Consider the following 17,728-nt stretch of genomic DNA (forward strand, 5'->3'; position numbering starts at 1 on the left):
GCGCGATCGAAGTTATTTTACGGTTCGGTCGCACTCGATATTATGCCCGCCGACACTGATTTCATCAGACAATTTGCAGGCTAGGCGGCAAGACGGCATTCCGCAGATACAATAGAAGCCAGCTTTATTACTGCGTCAGGATTGACGTAGAGTTAATGACGAACCCAACCCTCGACAGATGACTCAAGAAGAAAAGAAGCCCGTGCCGCCAGAATCTACCTATCCAGAACTGGAAGACGAAGAAGATTTGGACGAAGCGGAATTAGAAGAGCTGATTCAGGCAGTTTCGGAGCCAGATGCCTCTGGCCAGCAGACCTCGCCTGAAAACGATCCCAATGCTGCCGAGATCGCCAAGATGAAGCAAGAAATTGATGCATTGCGGCAACAGGTGCTCGAGAAAGAAGATAACTACATGCGACTCTATGCAGACTTCGATAATTTCCGCAAGCGAACGCAGCGGGAAAAAGAGGGACTCAGTTGGCGAGAGCAGCAGAAAGTTATTCTTGACGTCCTGCCTGTGGTGGATAATTTCGAGCGCGCTCAACAAGCCATCAAGGTGGAAACCGATCGCGAAAAGAGTATCCACGAGAGCTACCAAAGCGTTTACCGCTTGCTAGTAGAGGGGCTCAAAAAAATGGGGGTTTCTCGCATGAAAACCGTAGGCGAGCCCTTCAACCCCAACCTGCACGAAGCCATGATGCAGCAACCCACCGCCGAGAGCCCGGAGGGCACGGTCCTGCAGGAATTCCAACCGGGCTATCTCTTGGGAGACGAAGTGTTGCGTCACGCTATGGTCATTGTGGCTGCCCCTGCCGATCGGGAGGAAGAAAGTTCCGCTGGCGAAACAGATTCGACGGACAGCAGCGAATCTGAAGACGTTTCAGAGGGAGACGATGTGAGGTCTGAAGCCGAACAGGGGTAAACTTCTGATGGAGTTCAGTGGTAATGCTGAGAAGTGAACGATTTCTAGCTGCTGTTGCGGCTTTCGACACTAATTCTAAGTTCAATTTCTAAGTTCTTCTAAGTTCAATTTCTAAGTTCAATTCGAGGCATTTTGAGCCTGCCCCAGTCGCCATGACTTGTTCCAGCGCTTGAAACAGCCATTACCGACCACCTCTGCGCGTTAGCCACATCGGCGTTCATCGAGCACATTATGGGCAAAGTTATTGGCATCGATCTCGGAACGACAAATAGCTGCGTCGCAGTACTAGAAGGCGGCCAACCGGTAGTCATTGCCAGTGCTGAGGGGGGGCGAACAGTCCCTAGCATTGTCGGATTTACCAAAAATGGCGAGCGTCTGGTCGGTCAGTTAGCCAAGCGTCAAGCGGTCACGAATGCCGAAAATACGGTGTTCAGTATTAAGCGATTTATCGGTCGCCGCTGGGAAGACACGGAGCAAGAGCGCAGTCGTGTTTCCTACAATACAGCCCGAGGTCGCGACGATACGGTGGAAGTGGAGATCCAAAATCGCACCTTTACCGCCCAAGAAATCTCTGCCATGATCCTGCAAAAGCTCAAGCAGGATGCCGAAAATTATCTCGGAGAAGCGGTCGCGCAGGCGGTGATCACCGTACCGGCCTATTTCAGCGATTCCCAACGACAAGCCACCAAAGATGCAGGCACTATTGCTGGCTTAGAGGTCTTGCGCATTATCAACGAACCCACTGCTGCTGCGCTTGCCTACGGTTTGGATAAGCAGGATCGAGAGCAACACATCCTAGTCTTCGACTTGGGGGGCGGCACCTTCGATGTATCGGTGCTGCAACTGGGGGATGGTGTCTTTGAAGTCAAGGCCACCTCTGGCAATAACCATTTGGGGGGCGATGATTTTGACGAGCGTTTGGTCGCTTGGCTGATCGAACAATTTAAAGCACAGGAATCGATCGACCTCAGTCAAGATCGCATGGCTTTGCAGCGACTGCGAGAAGCTGCCGAAAAAGCCAAGGTGGAGCTATCGAGCACCACCTCCACCTTGATTAACTTGCCGTTTATCACTGCCGATGACTCTGGTCCCAAACACCTCGAAATGGAATTGCTGCGATCGCAATTTGAGGAGCTGGTCAAAGACCTCGTGCAGGCCACCATTCAACCCACCAAGCAGGCGCTAGAAGATGCAGGTATAATGTTCGATCGCATCGATCGCGTTATTTTGGTCGGAGGCTCCACCCGCATTCCTGCCGTACAGCAAGCCATTAAAGACTTTTGTGGCGGACAGACTCCCGATCGCTCCGTCAACCCCGACGAAGCCGTTGCCCTCGGGGCCGCTATCCAGGCCGGGGTGATGGGGGGGGAAGTTAAAGATCTCTTGCTGCTGGATATCACCCCCCTGTCCATGGGCATCGAAACCCTCGGTGGCGTGTTTACCCGCATTATCGAGCGCAATACCACCCTCCCCACCAGCAAAACACAAGTGTTTTCCACCGCCACTGACAATCAAACCGTGGTGGAGATCCATGCCCTGCAAGGGGAGCGGGCGATGGCTAAAGACAATAAAACCTTGGGTAAATTCCAACTCACCGGCATCCCAGCCTCCCCCCGGGGCGTCCCCCAAATCGAAGTGGCTTTCAATATTGACGCCAATGGCATCCTGGATATTTCGGCTCGCGATAAAGGCACTAATCTGGAGCAGAGCATCACCATTAGCAATACGGGCGGCCTCAGTCCGTTAGAGGTGGAGCGCATGCGCCAAGAGGCTTTGGCCTATGCCGAAGAAGACCGCAACCGACAGCGATTGGCCGATGCGCGCAACCAAGCCGATAGTCTGCTTTACAATTACGAAGCCACTTTGCAAGACAGCAACGGCAGCCTCAATGCCGGACTGCGCGATCGCCTCGAAGCTGCTGCCGTCGGCCTCAAGCAGGCGATCGGCAATGGCAACAACGACGCAAGCTCTCTCGACACTGCTATGGCAAAGTTGCGCGATGTCCTAACAGAAGCAGGAGCCAACCTCTACAGTTCGGATCTGCAATGACGCGATCGCGACTCGGACATGGAGAGATACAATTATTAACAGTTATAGTGTCAGATAGGCTGTGTGACTGGCTCCATTCTCGCGATCGAAGCTAGCGCGCCGCCATGCTGTCTAGCCAATCTAGCGACCCCGCGATCGCTCTCCGTCACTTACCTGGGGTTGGCATTCAGTTGAGTTCGCATTCCCTCTATCCATTTCTAGTTGAGTTGTTTCGAGACCGCCTATGGCCCGCGACTACTACGAACTACTGGGAGTATCCCGCGATAGTTCTAAAGAAGATATCAAGCGTGCTTATCGGCGGTTAGCCCGCAAGTATCACCCGGACGTCAACAAAGAGCCCGAGGCAGAAGAACTCTTTAAAGAAATCAACCGCGCCTACGAGGTGCTCTCCGATCCGCAGGTTAAAGCTCGCTACGACCAGTTTGGCGAAGCCGGCGTGGGGGGCGCGGCGGCTGGGGCGGGCTTCCAAGATCTGGGAGATATGGGCGGCTTTGCCGATATCTTCGAAAGCTTTTTCACCAATTTTGGCGGGGCAGCAGCGGGGGGGCGGCGGCGGTCCGGTCCCGTGCGCGGTGACGACTTGCGCTTCGACCTCAAGCTCAACTTTTTGGATGCCGTGTTTGGGGGCGAAAAGCAAATTCGCATCAGCCATCTAGAGGTCTGCGACGTCTGTCGCGGCAGTGGCGCTCGCGAGGGCTCCGGTCCCACCAACTGTCCCACCTGTGGCGGCGCCGGTCAGGTCCGGCGAGCCACTCGCACCCCTTTCGGCAGCTTCACCCAACTCACCATTTGCCCCACCTGCAACGGTGCCGGAGAGGTAATTGAAGATTTCTGCGATAACTGCGGTGGCGAAGGCCAGGTACAGACCAACAAGAAATTGCGCATCACGGTTCCACCGGGAGTCGACAGTGGCACTCGCTTGCGGGTTTCGGGAGAGGGGGATGCCGGTCGGCGCAGCGGCCCTTCAGGCGATCTGTACGTCTATCTGTTTATCGAGCCCGATCGCGAATTTCAGCGGGACGGGATCGATATTCTGTCAGAGGTCAGCGTGAGCTATTTACAGGCGATTTTAGGGGCGCACATCCTTGTCAACACGGTTGACGGAGAAGAAGAATTAACGGTGCCGACAGGGTCGCAGCCAGGGACTGTTCTGCGCTTGGAGGGGAAAGGGGTGCCCAAGTTAGGCAATCCAGTCGCCCGAGGCGATCATCTGATTACCCTCGTGGTCGAGATTCCAACCCGGACAAGTGCTGAGGAACGAGAGTTATTGCATCAGCTCGCAGAACTGCGGGGAGAGAGCACGGATAAAGGGGGCGGTCGCTTTTTAGGAGGACTGTTCCGATAGCTAATTGCAGGTCGAGACTGAGAACTGAGCTTCCGCAGGCGATCGCCATTGCGAGGGTACTGACGTGGTAACGCTAGATCTGCGAGGCGTCCCCTGTCCGCTCAATTTTGTTCGCACCAAATTGCGCCTAGAGCAGATGGCAGTGGGCGATCGCCTAGAAGTGTGGCTGGATGCCGGAGAGCCAATTCAACAGGTGCCCTCCAGCTTAGAGGTGGCCGGCCACCGGGTTGTCGAGCTAGAGGAACAGCCGGACGGATATTTCATGCTGCTGGCAGAACGGGGCCGCGATACAGACGAGTCGAAGATGGTGAAATCGTGAACGATGCCGTCCCTACTCCCTCGATCTCCAGTCAGCGAGAGAACCTCTTACTCGGTACAGTACTTGCGGTGCAAGCCAATTACTATCGCGTCAGCCTGCACGATGCAGCCCATTGGCCTGCTAGCGAACTGCTGTGTACCCGCCGCGCCCTGCTCAAAAAATTGGGACAGAACGTGGCTGTGGGCGATCGCGTCGCTATTGAAGAGCCCGAGTGGGGCAATCAGCGGGGGATCGTCGCGGCAGTTTTACCCCGGCAAACCTTTCTGTCCCGACCACCTGTGGCCAATATCGAGCAGGCACTGATTGTCTGCGCCCTGGCAGATCCTGCCCCCGATCCCTTGCAACTCAGCCGATTTTTGGTCCAAGCATCGGCTAGCCAACTGGATGTCTGGGTGTGTTTGAACAAATGCGATCTGGTCCGGCAGGACGAGCGGCAGCAGTGGTGCGATCGCCTAGAATCCTGGGGGTATCGGCCCCTGCTAGTGAGTGCAGTCACAGGGGAGGGCTTAGAGGGATTGCAAGCAGCCTGTAGTGGCAAAATTTCGGTCATGGCAGGGGCTTCAGGGGCTGGCAAATCCAGCCTGCTCAATGCTCTGATGCCCAGCTTGCAATTGCGCACTCAGGCGGTCTCGGGACGGCTGCGGCACGGGCGACATACCACCCGACACGTCGAGTTATTCGAACTCCCCACAGGGGGATGGATTGCCGACACCCCCGGATTTAATAGCATCGATCTGGATGCTTGCGACTCCAGCAGCCTGATTCGCCAATTTCCCGAAGTGGGCGATCGCCCCGATCGCTGTCAATTTGCCGACTGCGCCCACACCTCCGAGCCGGACTGTCAAGTGCGAGCCTTAGACTGGGAGCGCTACGAGTATTACAAGCTATTTTTGGCAGAAGTCTTGGAGCGGGAAGGGCAGGAGCGAGAGTCTGCCGATGGGGAGCAAGGGGTGAAATACAAAACAAAACGGGGCAGCAAGGTGTCCGAACCCCGCTTGAGCAGTCGATATCGCCAACCCTCGCGGCGATCGCAGCGGCAGCAAGTGCAGCACATGCTCGGCGATGTGGAGACAATGTTGTCAGCGGAGGACACGGAGGACTTCTAATGAATTCGTCAAGTCCCTTTTTCCTGCATTCATTCGCGATATCTCCGCTACTCGGCTTGCGCAAAACGGTATTTTTATCGGTATCTATTCTGTAACTCAAAGCTCAGTGCTAAAATTTGTGGACCGAATTTCTGGATGGTCCTATGGGTCAATCCCCTTCCCTGGCGGTACAGCCACAAGCTACCTCAGATCTGTTTGCCCAACATGTCATGGCGACCTACGGTCGCTATCCGTTGGTCTTAGAACGAGGTCGAGGAAGCTGGGTTTGGGATCGCGATGGCAAGCAGTATCTCGATTGTGTCGCCGGCATCGCCACTTGCACGCTGGGGCACGCCCACCCCGTTATGGTGGCAGCCGTCACTCGCCAAATGGAAACGCTGCACCACGTTTCTAACCTCTACTACATTCGCCCTCAAGGGGAGTTGGCGGAATGGCTGACGCAGCATTCCTGCGCCGATAAAGTCTTTTTCTGCAATTCGGGAGCCGAAGCCAACGAAGGGGCGATCAAACTCGCCCGCAAATACGCCCACACCGTTCTCCATATCGAAGAACCGGTGATTCTGACGGCTCATTCTAGCTTCCACGGTCGCACGCTGGCCACCATCACGGCCACGGGTCAGCCGAAGTATCGTCAGGGGTTCGAGCCACTCGTTTCTGGATTTGATTATATTCCCTTCAACGATATCGAGGGCACCAGAGCGGTCTTGGATCGCTATGCCGATCGCGCTTGTGCCGTTTTGATCGAGCCTTTGCAGGGAGAAGGGGGAGTGGTCCCTGGCGATCGCGCCTATTTCCAATGGCTGCGTCAAGAATGCAGCCACCGCAACCTCCTGCTCGTGCTGGATGAAGTGCAAGTGGGGGTGGGGCGATCGGGCAAGTGGTGGGGGTACGAGCAGTTGGATATCGAACCCGATGTCTTTACCCTTGCCAAAGGCTTAGCGGGTGGGTTTCCGATTGGAGCCTTATTGTGCAAAGAATCCTGCAACGTATTCCAGCCTGGAGATCACGCCAGTACATTTGGGGGCAATCCCCTCGCTTGTGCGGTGGGGCTAGCTGTGGTTGGCACGGTTGAGTCCGATCGCCTACTCGACAACGCCCGCGAGCGCGGGCAGCAATTGCGCCAGGGCTTGCAAGCGATCGCCGAACAGTTCCCCGCGCTGATTGAAGGCATTAGGGGCTGGGGTCTGATTAATGGGCTGGTTGTCAAAGTTGCTGCTGGAGATGTGGTGCAGCAGGCGATCGCCGCCGGACTCCTACTCGTGCCTGCAGGCAAGCATGTCGTGCGTTTCCTGCCACCTTTGAATATTTCTGCGGCAGAAATCGACCTAGCGCTAGAGCGGTTGCAAGTGGCGTTAAAAGCCTTGTGCGTTGCGGCTGAATAGCTTTGTCGACTAGCTGTTGCCCAATCGCTTGCTGGGTGTATGACTGAATTCCAAATAGGATAAGGGGAAATCTCAAAACTTCTGACCAGATGGTCCCGATCTGCGATGCTCTTATCTTCTCACCCAGAGAACTCCTTCGGGAAATGCACCAATGCTTCCCGTCGCATTTCGGTAACGTCTTCTTCACTCAAATGAATATCCAAGTCTTTCCAGATGCCATAGAGACTGCGCTGTTTGTCGCTGCAGGACGATTGCTGCTGTAGCGATCTGGCATAGTGCAGAACTTCTTGAAGCTGCTTTTCTGAAAGCCCTTCCAGTTCCCGCGCGATTGCTTCCCTAGCCTCCTTCACCTTCATCTGTGTAGACCAACTAGCCCAACTATAGGAGTAGTTACAGCCTATCCCAATTGCTTTAGCAGTCTATCTAAATCTTCGAGCTCGGAAACGTCGTCGGAACCCAAACAAAAAACGATACTGGATTACGCTATATCCCCAGTATTTTTTGTACGATCTGCATGCCGGTCACCGCCTGCCAGCCAAAAACGCCCAGCATGGCAATGTTAGAGACAACATGGACGTTGCGAGCCCATTGTTTGCCCTGTTGCATGAAGGGCGACATTGAAGCGGCCAAGGCTACCAACGTCATCATGCCCAGTCCCGCTAGTAGGTGAGCGCCAAAAAACAGCTTGCCATTGTTGATGTAGGTGACGGCCATGCCTCCGACGGTACTGACCACGATCGCGGCTAAATAAACGGCACCGAGGGCAAAGTGTTTCTGAGCGGGCTTGGCTTGAAGCAATTCCTTTTTCTCTTCCCCCTTGGCAGACCGCAGCTTGCGAATCTTGAGCCCTAGCTTGAGGGCGTAGACGGCCATTGCTAGCAGAATCCACATCGTCAGGGGGTGGACAAAGGTCAATACCGTCGCGATGGGGTCGGGGAGCTGGAGATCCATAGGTTTGAAAGCACAGAAACGATTGAGGACACACAACATTCAAACGCCAACAACGTCTAGCCCGTTGGGGCGATCGCCATCGGCACTCACAGTCAACCTGGGACTGCAAGCAATCTTGTAACCTAACGTTACATTTATGATTGTAAAGCCTTCCTTTAGATTCGGAACAGTCTGGCCGCGACTTTTGTTGTTACCCTCCGTCTCCGAGCATCCTTCTCAAAGTCCCCAACAACTCTACGCCGCGAGACATCTTGCATCAATGCCCACCCCACCAGACCTACGCCCTTTGCTATGTTTGTGGAGATCTGAATTTTAGCCGCCTATGACTGCCTCCCCCGAACCTCAAGCCAAGTTCCGCTTCGATAAACAGCTTTGGGATCGCTTTGTCGAAATTGCGCAGCCCTATTTCTACCCCACAGGCAAAGGTAGCGTTTTGACGTTTGCCGGACTTCTGGTGACAGCGATCGTGGCCGTTGTCTCGTTTACCTTCTTTCTTACCGTTGGCCTGACACTAGGCGGCCGAACAATCTTTCCCGAGTTTTTTAATAATGTTGCCTCGAACTTGGTAGAGCGAGTTGAAGGCTTAATATCCTCTCCTGCACTCTATATTGCGGCAGGGGGATTGCTTGGCAGTGGATTGGTTTTTGCTTCCCGATACAAGCAATTGCAGCAGCGCTGGAGGCAGTGGCTGTTACTCAGTTTTTTGCTATTTCTCTCGTTTGCCGTCAATGGTATCAACGTCACAATTAGTTTCGTGTTTCGATTTGTCGATACTGCCCTCAATCAACAAGAACAAGAAACCTTCTGGCAATTTCTTTTCATTTATGCCGGTATTATTATCGCAGCGATCCCAATTTTAGTGATTTACCGATATACAAGACTGAAATTGGGGCTGTACTGGCGTGAATGGATGACCAATCACTTTTTAGGACGCTACTTCAATCAAAGAGCTTACTACGAGCTGGATTCTAACTCATCAAACACGGAAATTGACAATCCAGATCAGCGGGTAACTGAGGATGTTAAATCTTTTACTTCTGTCACCCTGTCGTTTTTGCTCGATGTTTTAGACTCAATTTTGACGCTGATTTCATTTACAGCAATCCTCTATGGCATCTCTAAAGCCTTGACGGCAGGATTATTGATCTATGCTGCTCTCGGGACAGCGATCGCCGTTATTGCCGGTCGCAAGCTAATTGGTATCAACTACGATCAACTTCGTCTAGAAGCCAACTTCCGATACGGCATGGTCCACGTTCGCGACAATGCTGAGTCGATTGCATTTTATCGAGGAGAGAATCTTGAAAGAAAACAGGTAATCGATCGCCTAGTAGAAGCCTTAAAAAACTTCGATCTGCTAATTATTTGGCAATCGATTATCGACTTGTTTCAGTACGGCTATAATTACTTCACACGCATTGTTCCCTATCTAATTGTTGCTCCACTATACTTTGCTGGCGAAAAAGATTTTGGTACTTTTGTCCAGGCTTCCATCGCATTTAGTCAAGTGCTAGGAGCACTCTCCTTGATAACTAATCGGATTGAAAGTATTGCTAGTTTTGCCGCTAGCATCAATCGTCTGGGAGCCTTTTACGAGCGTTTGGAAGATCCACACATCAGTTCGCAAGAACACCACAATAGCGAAATCGAAACCCGATATGCCTCAAGCTTATCCCTTCGAAATCTGACACTGCGAACCCCCAATTCAGAACAAACCTTAGTAACAGGTTTAAGTCTAGATATCGCGGGTAACGAAAGCTTGCTCATTATGGGGGCCAGCGGTTGCGGAAAAAGTTCGCTCTTGCGAGCGATCGCCGGATTGTGGACTAATGGAAAAGGTACAATTGCCCGACCAGACATCGGCGAGATGATCTTTTTACCTCAGAAGCCCTACATGCTGTTGGGAACTTTAAAAGATCAATTGGTCTATCCCAACGATCCTGCCAAAATCTCCGAAGATGAGATTTCCGTCACTCTTAAAGCTGTCAATCTAGAGAGCTTGCCCGATCGCGTGGGGGGCCTAGATACTGAATCCGATTGGTCCAGCATACTGTCTTTAGGAGAACAGCAGCGGCTAGCCTTTGCCCGCGTTCTGATAACTCAGCCAAAATACGCCATTCTCGACGAATCTACTAGCGCACTGGACGTTCACAATGAACGCCGCCTCTACGACCTCCTCAAAATCAGAGGAATTGTTTACATTAGTGTCGGCCATCGCCCCACCCTATTGGACTATCACCAATCAGTACTGGAACTAGATGGCAAAACCGGATGGCAGCTCTCTCCAGTGGCAGACTATATTCCTACAGCAGCATAGGTTACATCCTCGATCCCCTCTGTCGAAACAATTGCCTCTCGCACTTTCCTACTCCATATGTAGAGGCTATGCTGACTGTATTCAGCAGATATGCACTATATAGAGTGTTCTGTCCGATGGAACAAGTATCCTTTGTCGTTTGTATCGCGAAGGATTTGGTTTCCGCCGACAGCGGGCTCAATCAGCAGTGGAGAGCGATCGCGTATGACCTACGAGTTGCCGAGAAATCAAGCCGAGCGACGGTCTGCAGCTCGCCGACGAACTTCTGGCCGAGAGGGACAGCCCTCGGTGCCAGAGCCGCAACCGAGCATTCCGTTGCGGCCGGTTCCCAACTCGGGTGCCCCACAACTGCCCCATCTCCACCGCCGATCGCTGCCTCAGGACTCATCGGATGACGCCGTATCCCAACATGCCTATCGCCAATTGCTGGCAGAACTGCGATCGCACGAGCATACCCACGCCCAATTGCGCGATCGCCACCAGCAACTGCTAGCAGAACTGTCCGCCATGCGAGAGCGATATGCCGATGCCTTGTCCCCCTCTCTCCCAGACATCTCCCCCCAGTCAGATTTTCCTAAACCCCCGACTGATACCGAGGCCGTGGCAGCGGTGACTCCACCCCCCATCGCACTTCCCTCTTTCAGTTCGATCTCCCCTGCTTCAACCCATCTCGAATCGCCCCCCCCTCCAACTGCTCAACCCGACTTTAGTTTTCTATCGCGACTGCGCCAGCACGAACACCAAAAACACCAGCGACAGACCATCCGACACCATTCTTTACCTCTCCCAACTCCTCAACAGCACCAGCCAGCCCCCACTCTGCAAGCTCCTTTCTTCCCAGACAGATTCAACGACTCCTCACCTCCAGCAGGCCATCCCCAACTACAAGCATTTGAGGAACTAATGCAGCCATTTCGGGAAGACCCCACTGCCGAGTTACCCGATTTCTCCGATTACGAAAGCTTGTACGCCAAAGCCCGCGATCGCCATCGCAGCAACACGACTCCTGTCTGGATATGGATGTTAGTTGCGCTCTCGCTATTGGTGGGCTCCTTCAGTCTGGGATTTTTGCTGATGCAGTTATTTGTCCGACGCGGTGTTCCCAACCCACCCGCTCGCCCGCCTGCTGTATCGGTGCAATAGTCACTGAAATCTGAATTCCCGAACTCCAATCTCAGCTCCCTAAAATCAGCTCCAAATGTCGGGATTTCCTCTTACACTATGGGTGTCGGTGGCATTTGCACCAATCGATGTCGTCTCGTCCTTCAGCCTTCAACCTGCTTGCACTCACCCATGGTTTCTACTCCAGCCCTGCCCGTCCTCCCCACCATCGCCGCATCTCCCAATCAGTCTCTCTATCCCATTACCGCCACCATCAACGCCGCTGGCCATCTAGAGGTTGGCGGCTGCGATGTCGTGGAGCTTGCCACTCAATACGGCACCCCTCTTTATATTGTTGACGAAACCACCATTCGCCAAAGCTGCCGCAGCTATCGAGACAGTTGGAGCCGCCATTACAGTGACGAAGCCGATAAAGCCTTGGTGCTCTACGCCTCCAAAGCTTGGAACTGCAAGGCCATTTGCGCACTGGTGGCTGAGGAAGGGCTGGGGTTGGATGTCGTCTCTGGGGGCGAATTGTATACCGCGCTAGAAGCAGGGGTACCGGGCGATCGCATTTACCTGCACGGTAACTACAAATCTGCAGCGGAATTGCAATTGGCGATCGATGCAGGTGCAACAGTCGTGCTGGACAACCTACACGAACTCCAAATGTTGACGCATTTGGCCCAGGGACAGCAACAGCCCGTGCGGGTGATGGTAAGGGTCACTCCCGGCATTGAGTGTCACACCCACGAGTACATTCGGACAGGTCACCTAGATAGTAAATTTGGCTTCGATCCCAACGCTTTGGACGATCTGTTCGAACGCCTCAGTCAAGTTCCTCAGCTCGCCTTTGTCGGGTTGCACGCCCACATCGGCTCCCAAATTTTCGAGCTGCAACCCCATACCGATCTGGGTAACGCAATGGTCCAGTTTTGGTTGAAAGCTCGACGCTACGGTCTCGACCCCACCGAACTGAACGTGGGGGGCGGTTTGGGCATTCGCTATACCGAAGCAGACGACCCCCCATCAATTGACGAATGGGTGCAAGCGGTTAGTGCGGGCATCAAGCAAAGCTTCGATCTCGCGGGACTGCCCCTGCCCAAAGTTCTGTGCGAACCCGGTCGCTCCCTCGTCGGCTCCTCCACGATCACGGCCTATACCGTCGGCGGCAGCAAAGAGATTCCCGAGATTCGCACCTACTTGTCTGTAGATGGGGGCATGTCCGATAATCCTCGCCCCATCACCTACCAAGCTGCCTATACGTCGGCGATCGCCAACCGACCCAACGCCGACCCCGTCCAAACCGTGACAGTGGCGGGCAAGCACTGCGAATCGGGGGATGTGCTCCTCAAAGATGTTCGACTGCCAGCGATCGCCCCTGGCGATATTCTCGCGGTGCTCGCTACCGGTGCCTACAACTACAGCATGGCTTCTAACTACAACCGCATTCCCCGTCCTGCGGCTCTCTTGGTCGATGGGGGGCGGGCAGACACGATTATCGAACGGGAAACATATTCAGATCTCGTGCGTCAAGATCGTTTGCCGATTCGGTTGACCGCGCGCGCACGGTAAGGAATCGTCGCCCATGTTCCGGGCTTTTTCAGCATGGTTGCGATCTCTAAACCTCTCAATTTCGCCCGCAATGCTGGTGGACTGGGGGTTAGTCATCCTGCTGATTTGTTTTGCCTTGTATGTCACCCGCAAAACCCGAGCCGTCTGGCTGGTCAGGGGGTATGTTCTACTGTTATTGCTGTCTTCTATCACCCGTCCCCTCACCATCCTGCATCAAGTACTCAATGCAGTTGTGATCGGAGCCGCCGTGGCACTGGCCGTGTTGTTTCAGCCCGAATTGCGCAAGTTGCTGGAGCAATTGGGCCGGGGGGATTGGTTTGAGTTTTTGCCCGTTTTAGGCAAACCCTCTGCAGCCAGCAATAGTCGGCGGGCAGAAAATGCAATTGACGAACTGGTTCAAGCCGTGCGCGAACTCTCCCAAAACCGTATTGGCGCTCTGATTGTGCTTGAATTGGAACAGCCCATCGATGCTCGGATCTTTACCGAACCGGGGGTACCGATTCAAGGAAATCTCTCGAAAGAGTTGTTGCAAACCATCTTTCAACCCTCCACGTTGCTCCACGATGGGGCCGTATTGGTCAAGGGCGATCGCCTCAAGGCGGCAGGTGTCATTTTGCCGATGTCCGATCGCGTCGCCTCCCGCCAATTGGGTACCCGACATCGAGCCGCAATGGGTATTACCGAGCAGACTCGGTGTTTGTGCATTGTGGTATCTGAAGAGACGGGGTCGATTTCTTTAGCCGAGGCGGGTCGGTTAGAGCGCCCGTTAACCAGTGCGCAGTTGCGGGAACTCTTAGTGAAATACCTACAACCACAGCTAGAAACTGGGACGATGCCGGTATCTTGGAAAGGTTGGACCCATCGCATTGTCGGTTCGTCCCGCCGTTTGATCTCTGTCGTGCGGGAGACGCTGTCAAAAGAATGACTGCCCCTTCAAGTCTGCTGACCGATTTACCTTCTGACCTAGATGCGAGCAGCCTGCCGCGACACGTTGCCGTGATCATGGATGGCAACGGCCGTTGGGCTCAGCAGCGCCAAGCGCCTCGGGTGATGGGACACCGCAAAGGTGTGGATGCCCTCAAGGCACTGCTGCGCTGTTTTAAAGATTGGGGAATTCCTGCCCTGACCGCCTACGCCTTCTCGACAGAGAATTGGGGTCGCCCGCTGGAAGAAGTTGACTTTTTGATGGTGCTGTTCGAGCGAGTGCTGAGGGCAGAGTTGAAGGAGCTGATTCGGGAGGATGTCCGCATTCGATTTGTGGGCGATCGCACTCAGTTGCGCCCTTCGCTGCAGTCAGAAATTGCTGGGGCGATGCAAGCTACGGCCCACAATCAGGGAGTGCAGTTTACGGTTGCCATCAACTACGGCAGCCGAGAAGAGATTGTGAGAGCTTGTCGGCGCATCGCTTTAGAAGTGCAGCAGGGGAATTTGAATCCAGCAGAGATTGACGAGAAGTTGTTTGCCCAACATCTCTATACCCACGATCTCGAAGATCCCGATCTACTCATTCGTACGAGTGGCGAACAGCGGCTGAGCAATTATCTGCTCTGGCAGATGGCTTATACGGAACAGTATTTCACCAGTACGTTGTGGCCAGATTTCGATCGCGCTGCTTTCCACAAAGCTCTGCTCAGCTATCAAGAACGCCACCGTCGATTCGGCAGGCTGTAGCTCCCTCTTTTCAATAGCTCGATCGAATGGTGCGAAAAGTCTTATTTACGCGGACAAATTACGCCATAACCACCGTGATTGCGCTCGTAGATAACGTTGATTTCGTCAGTGTCGGCGTTGCGGAACACAAAGAAATCGTGATCGACTAAGTCGAGTTGATGGAGCGCGTCGCTCACGCTCATGGGCGGCATCGCAAAGTATTTAGAGCGCACAATTTCGGGAGGAAGCTCGGGTTCGCGATCGAGATTCGGAGCGGTGTTGAGGGGCTGTTGGCTCACTGCTACAGAGGTTTTAGGGCGGTGCTTAGTTTTATCGCGCCCGTTACGCTCTTTAAACTTGCGTAACTGACGAGCTATTTTATCCGAAACGCGATCGATACTGGCATACATATTTTCGCTACTTTCTTGAGCGCGGATTACCTTGCCATTGGCATATAGGGTAACTTCAGCTGAATGACTATTGCTAATGCGGGGATTGCGTTCGACAGATAAATTAATATCAACCTCACTAGCAAGATGGGAAAAATGACTGACGGCTCGTTCTATTTTCTCGTGGACATATTGGCGAATGGCATCTGTAATATCAATGTTTCTACCTTGAACAACCAGCTTTAGCATTAGGATGCCTCCTCCGTTTGCGCGAGCAAATCCTTTCCTCAAGAAAGGTTGAAAGATTGGGAGATAGCATTTTCATTAGATGAAGATTGCTAGAGTTCTCCGTTTCTCTATATCTCGATTCTACGACAATCTTGCTGTAAACAATAACTCAAAAGCGTAAAATCACTAACGAGACTCTGCGATTGACCGAGCAATCAGTCCGTGAAGTCTGTTACAAAAATTCAACAAAGCCATAGCAATTGTGCCGTGAATTTCACAACCCTAGATTTACCGCACCCCCTAAAGGCAGGGAAGCCTGCAGCAGCTCGAGCTAGGACAATCGTGGATTCACGTTAACATCGCCACAATCTGCGATCGCCGTTTCTTTAAGGCTTCTTTAACGTTAGGGGGCTGTCAAGCCCATTGACCTAAAGCCGCAGATCCTAGAGAGTCCGTCCTGAAACACCTGCCAGGGCGTTAATCTGGTAAGGGCTGTAGCGCGAGGATCGAAGGAGTATGACAGGCGAGAGTACCCAATTGCTAGAGGCGCTCGAGCTTGCCCCGCAATTCCCCTCGAGCAGTGAGTCTGAGGCGATCGCTCAAGTGGTCTGTTTGCACGGTTGGGGAGACAATGCCCGGGGTTTTATGCCGCTAGCGTCCTCCTTGGGGTTGCCTCACTGTCGTTTTTGGTTTCCCAATGCGCCGTTTCCCCATCCCCAGACGACAGGGGGGCGCGCTTGGTTCGATCTGAATAATTGGAATGGTCTAGAGGTCAGCGTTCGCTTGCTGCGGAATTGGCTGTTGGATTTGGAACGACACTCCGGCATCCCTATCAGCAAAACAGTGCTGTTGGGGTTTTCCCAGGGGGGAGCTATGACCCTCAAAGTTGGATTGGAGCTAGAACCCAGGTTGGCTGGGGCGATCTGTTTGAGTGGATTTTTAACCGGATCGCCCCAACTGCGCGATCGCTCCTCCCCTCCGCCGCCCGTGCTGATGCTCCACGGCAAGCGAGACCCCGTGGTGTTATTGGACTATGCCCATCAAGCCAAACGGATTTTAGAGGCCCTCGAGGTGCCATTAGACTATTTCGAGTTGGATGCTGGCCACGAGCTTCCCGCAGCAGCGATCGGTTTGATGCAGCAATTTCTCAAGCGGCTGTCGGCTCGCACTTAACTTAGATGTTGGCGAAAGATCGGTGTTGGCAAAAGATCGGTGTTGGAGGAGGGCTAGTTTTCAGGCGTGGGAGGGGAGACGATTTGTCGATCGAAGATTTCGATATCCCACTGTCCCTGACCGTTGGTCTCGAAAGCAATATAGCGGCCATCGGGAGAAATCGTGGGATTGCGAACGTCACCGGGGCGGCGACGGCTGATGTTTTCTCTCACTCGGGTTTCGCGATCGTAGAGAAACACCTCTGATTTGCCCAATTCGCTCGACACATACACGATATAGCGACCGTCAGCACTGATATCGGGGGAGGTGGCAGAGTCTTCTTCTGAGTTCAGCCTAGGCAATTCCAGCAACCGTCGGGCTTGGCGATCGTAGAGATAGATATTATCGCTGCCCACCCGCGACGACGAAAACACCACATAGCGACCGTCAGCACTCAAAGCAGGGGCACTGTCTGTGAAAACGCTGTTGAGCCCCTGTCCGCCCACTGTCGGGCGGGGGGTTTGAAATTGCCCGGGACCGCATCCCCAGAGAACAACACTCGCTGCCACGATCGCACTGACTTGCGGCCAGTGGCTTGGCCAGAATTTGAGCTGCAGCATGGGTCGTTTGCCTAAGGATCTAATGTCCGCTCTAGCAGGTTTATTCGGGCTGTGTCAATTGCAGACTGAGTCCTAGCCCTCTTTGTTCAAGAAGGGCAGCATTGCCATCGTGCGGGCTCGCTTGATGGCAACCGTCAAGTGCCGCTGTTGCTGAGCAGTCAAACCGGTAATGCGGCGGGGCAAAATTTTACCGCGCTCGGTGATGAACTTCTTGAGCAGTTCGGTGTCTTTATAATCAATTGGATCGCCCGGTTTGATCGGGGACATCCGCTTGCGGAAGTAGGCCATCGATAACTCTCTAACAGGTCGTGAATAAATGGGCACAAAGGTATAGTGCAACTGAATGAGCCGCTAAACCCACACGATAACAATCTTGCCGATCGCGATCGTGCTAGCAGAGGCTGCAGCTACTTAATTTCTTTGTGAACCGTATGGGTATTGCAGTGGGTGCAGAACTTTTTCAGCTCCAACCGACTGGTAGTGTTGCGACGATTCTTCATCGTGGTGTAGCGGGACACACCGTTAGACCGCTTGTTGTTGTTGGTGCGGCATTCAGTGCATTCCAGCGTAATCACAATGCGAACGCCCTTCGCTTTAGCCATGGGTTACTCGATTTTTAGAC

The 17,728-nt window shown here is 53.5% G+C and carries 18 protein-coding genes; 12 read left to right on the forward strand and 6 right to left on the reverse strand.

The window, feature by feature from the left end:
- Nucleotides 1–178 precede the first annotated feature (178 nt).
- The 6 genes from grpE to SYN7336_RS22245 all read left to right on the forward strand — a co-directional run bounded on the left by grpE (nucleotide 179) and on the right by SYN7336_RS22245 (nucleotide 7,123).
- Entirely contained in the window at nucleotides 179–922 is a 744-nt protein-coding gene (gene grpE, locus SYN7336_RS22220) for a nucleotide exchange factor GrpE (RefSeq protein WP_017328151.1), read from the forward strand.
- 231 nt (nucleotides 923–1,153) lie between these two features.
- Nucleotides 1,154–2,971, forward strand: coding sequence for a molecular chaperone DnaK (dnaK, locus tag SYN7336_RS22225; RefSeq protein WP_017328152.1), 1,818 nt, complete (start codon nucleotides 1,154–1,156; stop codon nucleotides 2,969–2,971).
- Nucleotides 2,972–3,194: 223 nt separating this feature from the next.
- Nucleotides 3,195–4,316: a molecular chaperone DnaJ gene (dnaJ, locus tag SYN7336_RS22230; protein WP_017328153.1), complete on the forward strand. Its 1,122-nt coding sequence runs from the start codon at nucleotides 3,195–3,197 to the stop codon at nucleotides 4,314–4,316.
- A gap of 64 nt (nucleotides 4,317–4,380) precedes the next feature.
- Nucleotides 4,381–4,635, forward strand: a complete 255-nt coding sequence (locus SYN7336_RS27305) for a sulfurtransferase TusA family protein (protein ID WP_017328154.1) — start codon at nucleotides 4,381–4,383, stop codon at nucleotides 4,633–4,635.
- Complete coding sequence (gene rsgA, locus SYN7336_RS22240) at nucleotides 4,632–5,741, forward strand: ribosome small subunit-dependent GTPase A (protein WP_017328155.1); 1,110 nt, start codon at nucleotides 4,632–4,634, stop codon at nucleotides 5,739–5,741. The genes SYN7336_RS27305 and rsgA overlap by 4 nt, the downstream gene beginning before the upstream one ends.
- Nucleotides 5,742–5,884: 143 nt before the next feature.
- Nucleotides 5,885–7,123 carry an aspartate aminotransferase family protein gene (locus SYN7336_RS22245; RefSeq protein ID WP_017328156.1) on the forward strand — a complete coding sequence of 413 codons (1,239 nt, stop codon included), beginning with the start codon at nucleotides 5,885–5,887 and terminating at the stop codon, nucleotides 7,121–7,123.
- A gap of 119 nt (nucleotides 7,124–7,242) precedes the next feature.
- Here SYN7336_RS22245 and SYN7336_RS22250 read toward each other — a convergent pair whose 3' ends face one another.
- Both SYN7336_RS22250 and SYN7336_RS22255 read right to left on the reverse strand, forming a co-directional pair.
- Complete coding sequence (locus SYN7336_RS22250) at nucleotides 7,243–7,473, reverse strand: DUF2281 domain-containing protein (RefSeq protein WP_227498561.1); 231 nt, start codon at nucleotides 7,471–7,473, stop codon at nucleotides 7,243–7,245.
- Between the two features lie 133 nt (nucleotides 7,474–7,606).
- Nucleotides 7,607–8,074, reverse strand: coding sequence for a DUF4079 domain-containing protein (locus tag SYN7336_RS22255; RefSeq protein WP_026101230.1), 468 nt, complete (start codon nucleotides 8,072–8,074; stop codon nucleotides 7,607–7,609).
- Nucleotides 8,075–8,396: 322 nt separating this feature from the next.
- On the opposite strand from SYN7336_RS22255, the gene SYN7336_RS22260 reads away from it, so the two are divergent.
- The 5 genes from SYN7336_RS22260 (at nucleotide 8,397) to SYN7336_RS22280 (ending at nucleotide 14,738) form a co-directional block, all read left to right on the forward strand.
- Nucleotides 8,397–10,391: an ABC transporter ATP-binding protein/permease gene (locus tag SYN7336_RS22260; protein ID WP_017328159.1), complete on the forward strand. Its 1,995-nt coding sequence runs from the start codon at nucleotides 8,397–8,399 to the stop codon at nucleotides 10,389–10,391.
- A 204-nt stretch (nucleotides 10,392–10,595) separates the two neighbouring features.
- The gene (locus tag SYN7336_RS22265) at nucleotides 10,596–11,534 is read left to right on the forward strand and encodes a hypothetical protein (RefSeq protein ID WP_017328160.1); all 939 of its coding nucleotides are present in this window, start codon (nucleotides 10,596–10,598) and stop codon (nucleotides 11,532–11,534) included.
- Between the two features lie 150 nt (nucleotides 11,535–11,684).
- Nucleotides 11,685–13,067: a diaminopimelate decarboxylase gene (lysA, locus tag SYN7336_RS22270; protein WP_017328161.1), complete on the forward strand. Its 1,383-nt coding sequence runs from the start codon at nucleotides 11,685–11,687 to the stop codon at nucleotides 13,065–13,067.
- A gap of 70 nt (nucleotides 13,068–13,137) precedes the next feature.
- Nucleotides 13,138–13,992 (forward strand): diadenylate cyclase CdaA, encoded by an 855-nt coding sequence (gene cdaA, locus SYN7336_RS22275; RefSeq protein WP_017328162.1) that lies wholly within the window; start codon nucleotides 13,138–13,140, stop codon nucleotides 13,990–13,992.
- A complete protein-coding gene (locus SYN7336_RS22280; RefSeq protein WP_017328163.1) occupies nucleotides 13,989–14,738 on the forward strand; it encodes an isoprenyl transferase in 750 nt (249 codons plus the stop codon). The genes cdaA and SYN7336_RS22280 overlap by 4 nt, the downstream gene beginning before the upstream one ends.
- A gap of 41 nt (nucleotides 14,739–14,779) precedes the next feature.
- Here SYN7336_RS22280 and hpf read toward each other — a convergent pair whose 3' ends face one another.
- Nucleotides 14,780–15,355 (reverse strand): ribosome hibernation-promoting factor, HPF/YfiA family, encoded by a 576-nt coding sequence (gene hpf, locus SYN7336_RS22285; RefSeq protein ID WP_017328164.1) that lies wholly within the window; start codon nucleotides 15,353–15,355, stop codon nucleotides 14,780–14,782.
- Between the two features lie 495 nt (nucleotides 15,356–15,850).
- On the opposite strand from hpf, the gene SYN7336_RS22290 reads away from it, so the two are divergent.
- Nucleotides 15,851–16,507, forward strand: a complete 657-nt coding sequence (locus SYN7336_RS22290) for an alpha/beta hydrolase (RefSeq protein ID WP_017328165.1) — start codon at nucleotides 15,851–15,853, stop codon at nucleotides 16,505–16,507.
- 53 nt (nucleotides 16,508–16,560) lie between these two features.
- Here the strand turns inward: SYN7336_RS22290 and SYN7336_RS22295 are convergent, their stop codons facing one another.
- From SYN7336_RS22295 to rpmG, 3 genes are all read right to left on the reverse strand, one after another.
- Nucleotides 16,561–17,106: a TolB family protein gene (locus SYN7336_RS22295; protein WP_017328166.1), complete on the reverse strand. Its 546-nt coding sequence runs from the start codon at nucleotides 17,104–17,106 to the stop codon at nucleotides 16,561–16,563.
- Nucleotides 17,107–17,178: 72 nt separating this feature from the next.
- The gene (gene rpsR / locus SYN7336_RS22300) at nucleotides 17,179–17,394 is read right to left on the reverse strand and encodes a 30S ribosomal protein S18 (protein WP_017328167.1); all 216 of its coding nucleotides are present in this window, start codon (nucleotides 17,392–17,394) and stop codon (nucleotides 17,179–17,181) included.
- Nucleotides 17,395–17,513: 119 nt separating this feature from the next.
- Nucleotides 17,514–17,708, reverse strand: coding sequence for a 50S ribosomal protein L33 (rpmG, locus tag SYN7336_RS22305; protein ID WP_017328168.1), 195 nt, complete (start codon nucleotides 17,706–17,708; stop codon nucleotides 17,514–17,516).
- Nucleotides 17,709–17,728 lie beyond the last annotated feature (20 nt).

It is taken from the genome of Synechococcus sp. PCC 7336, assembly GCF_000332275.1.
In the GTDB taxonomy this organism is placed as follows: domain Bacteria; phylum Cyanobacteriota; class Cyanobacteriia; order Thermostichales; family PCC-7336; genus PCC-7336.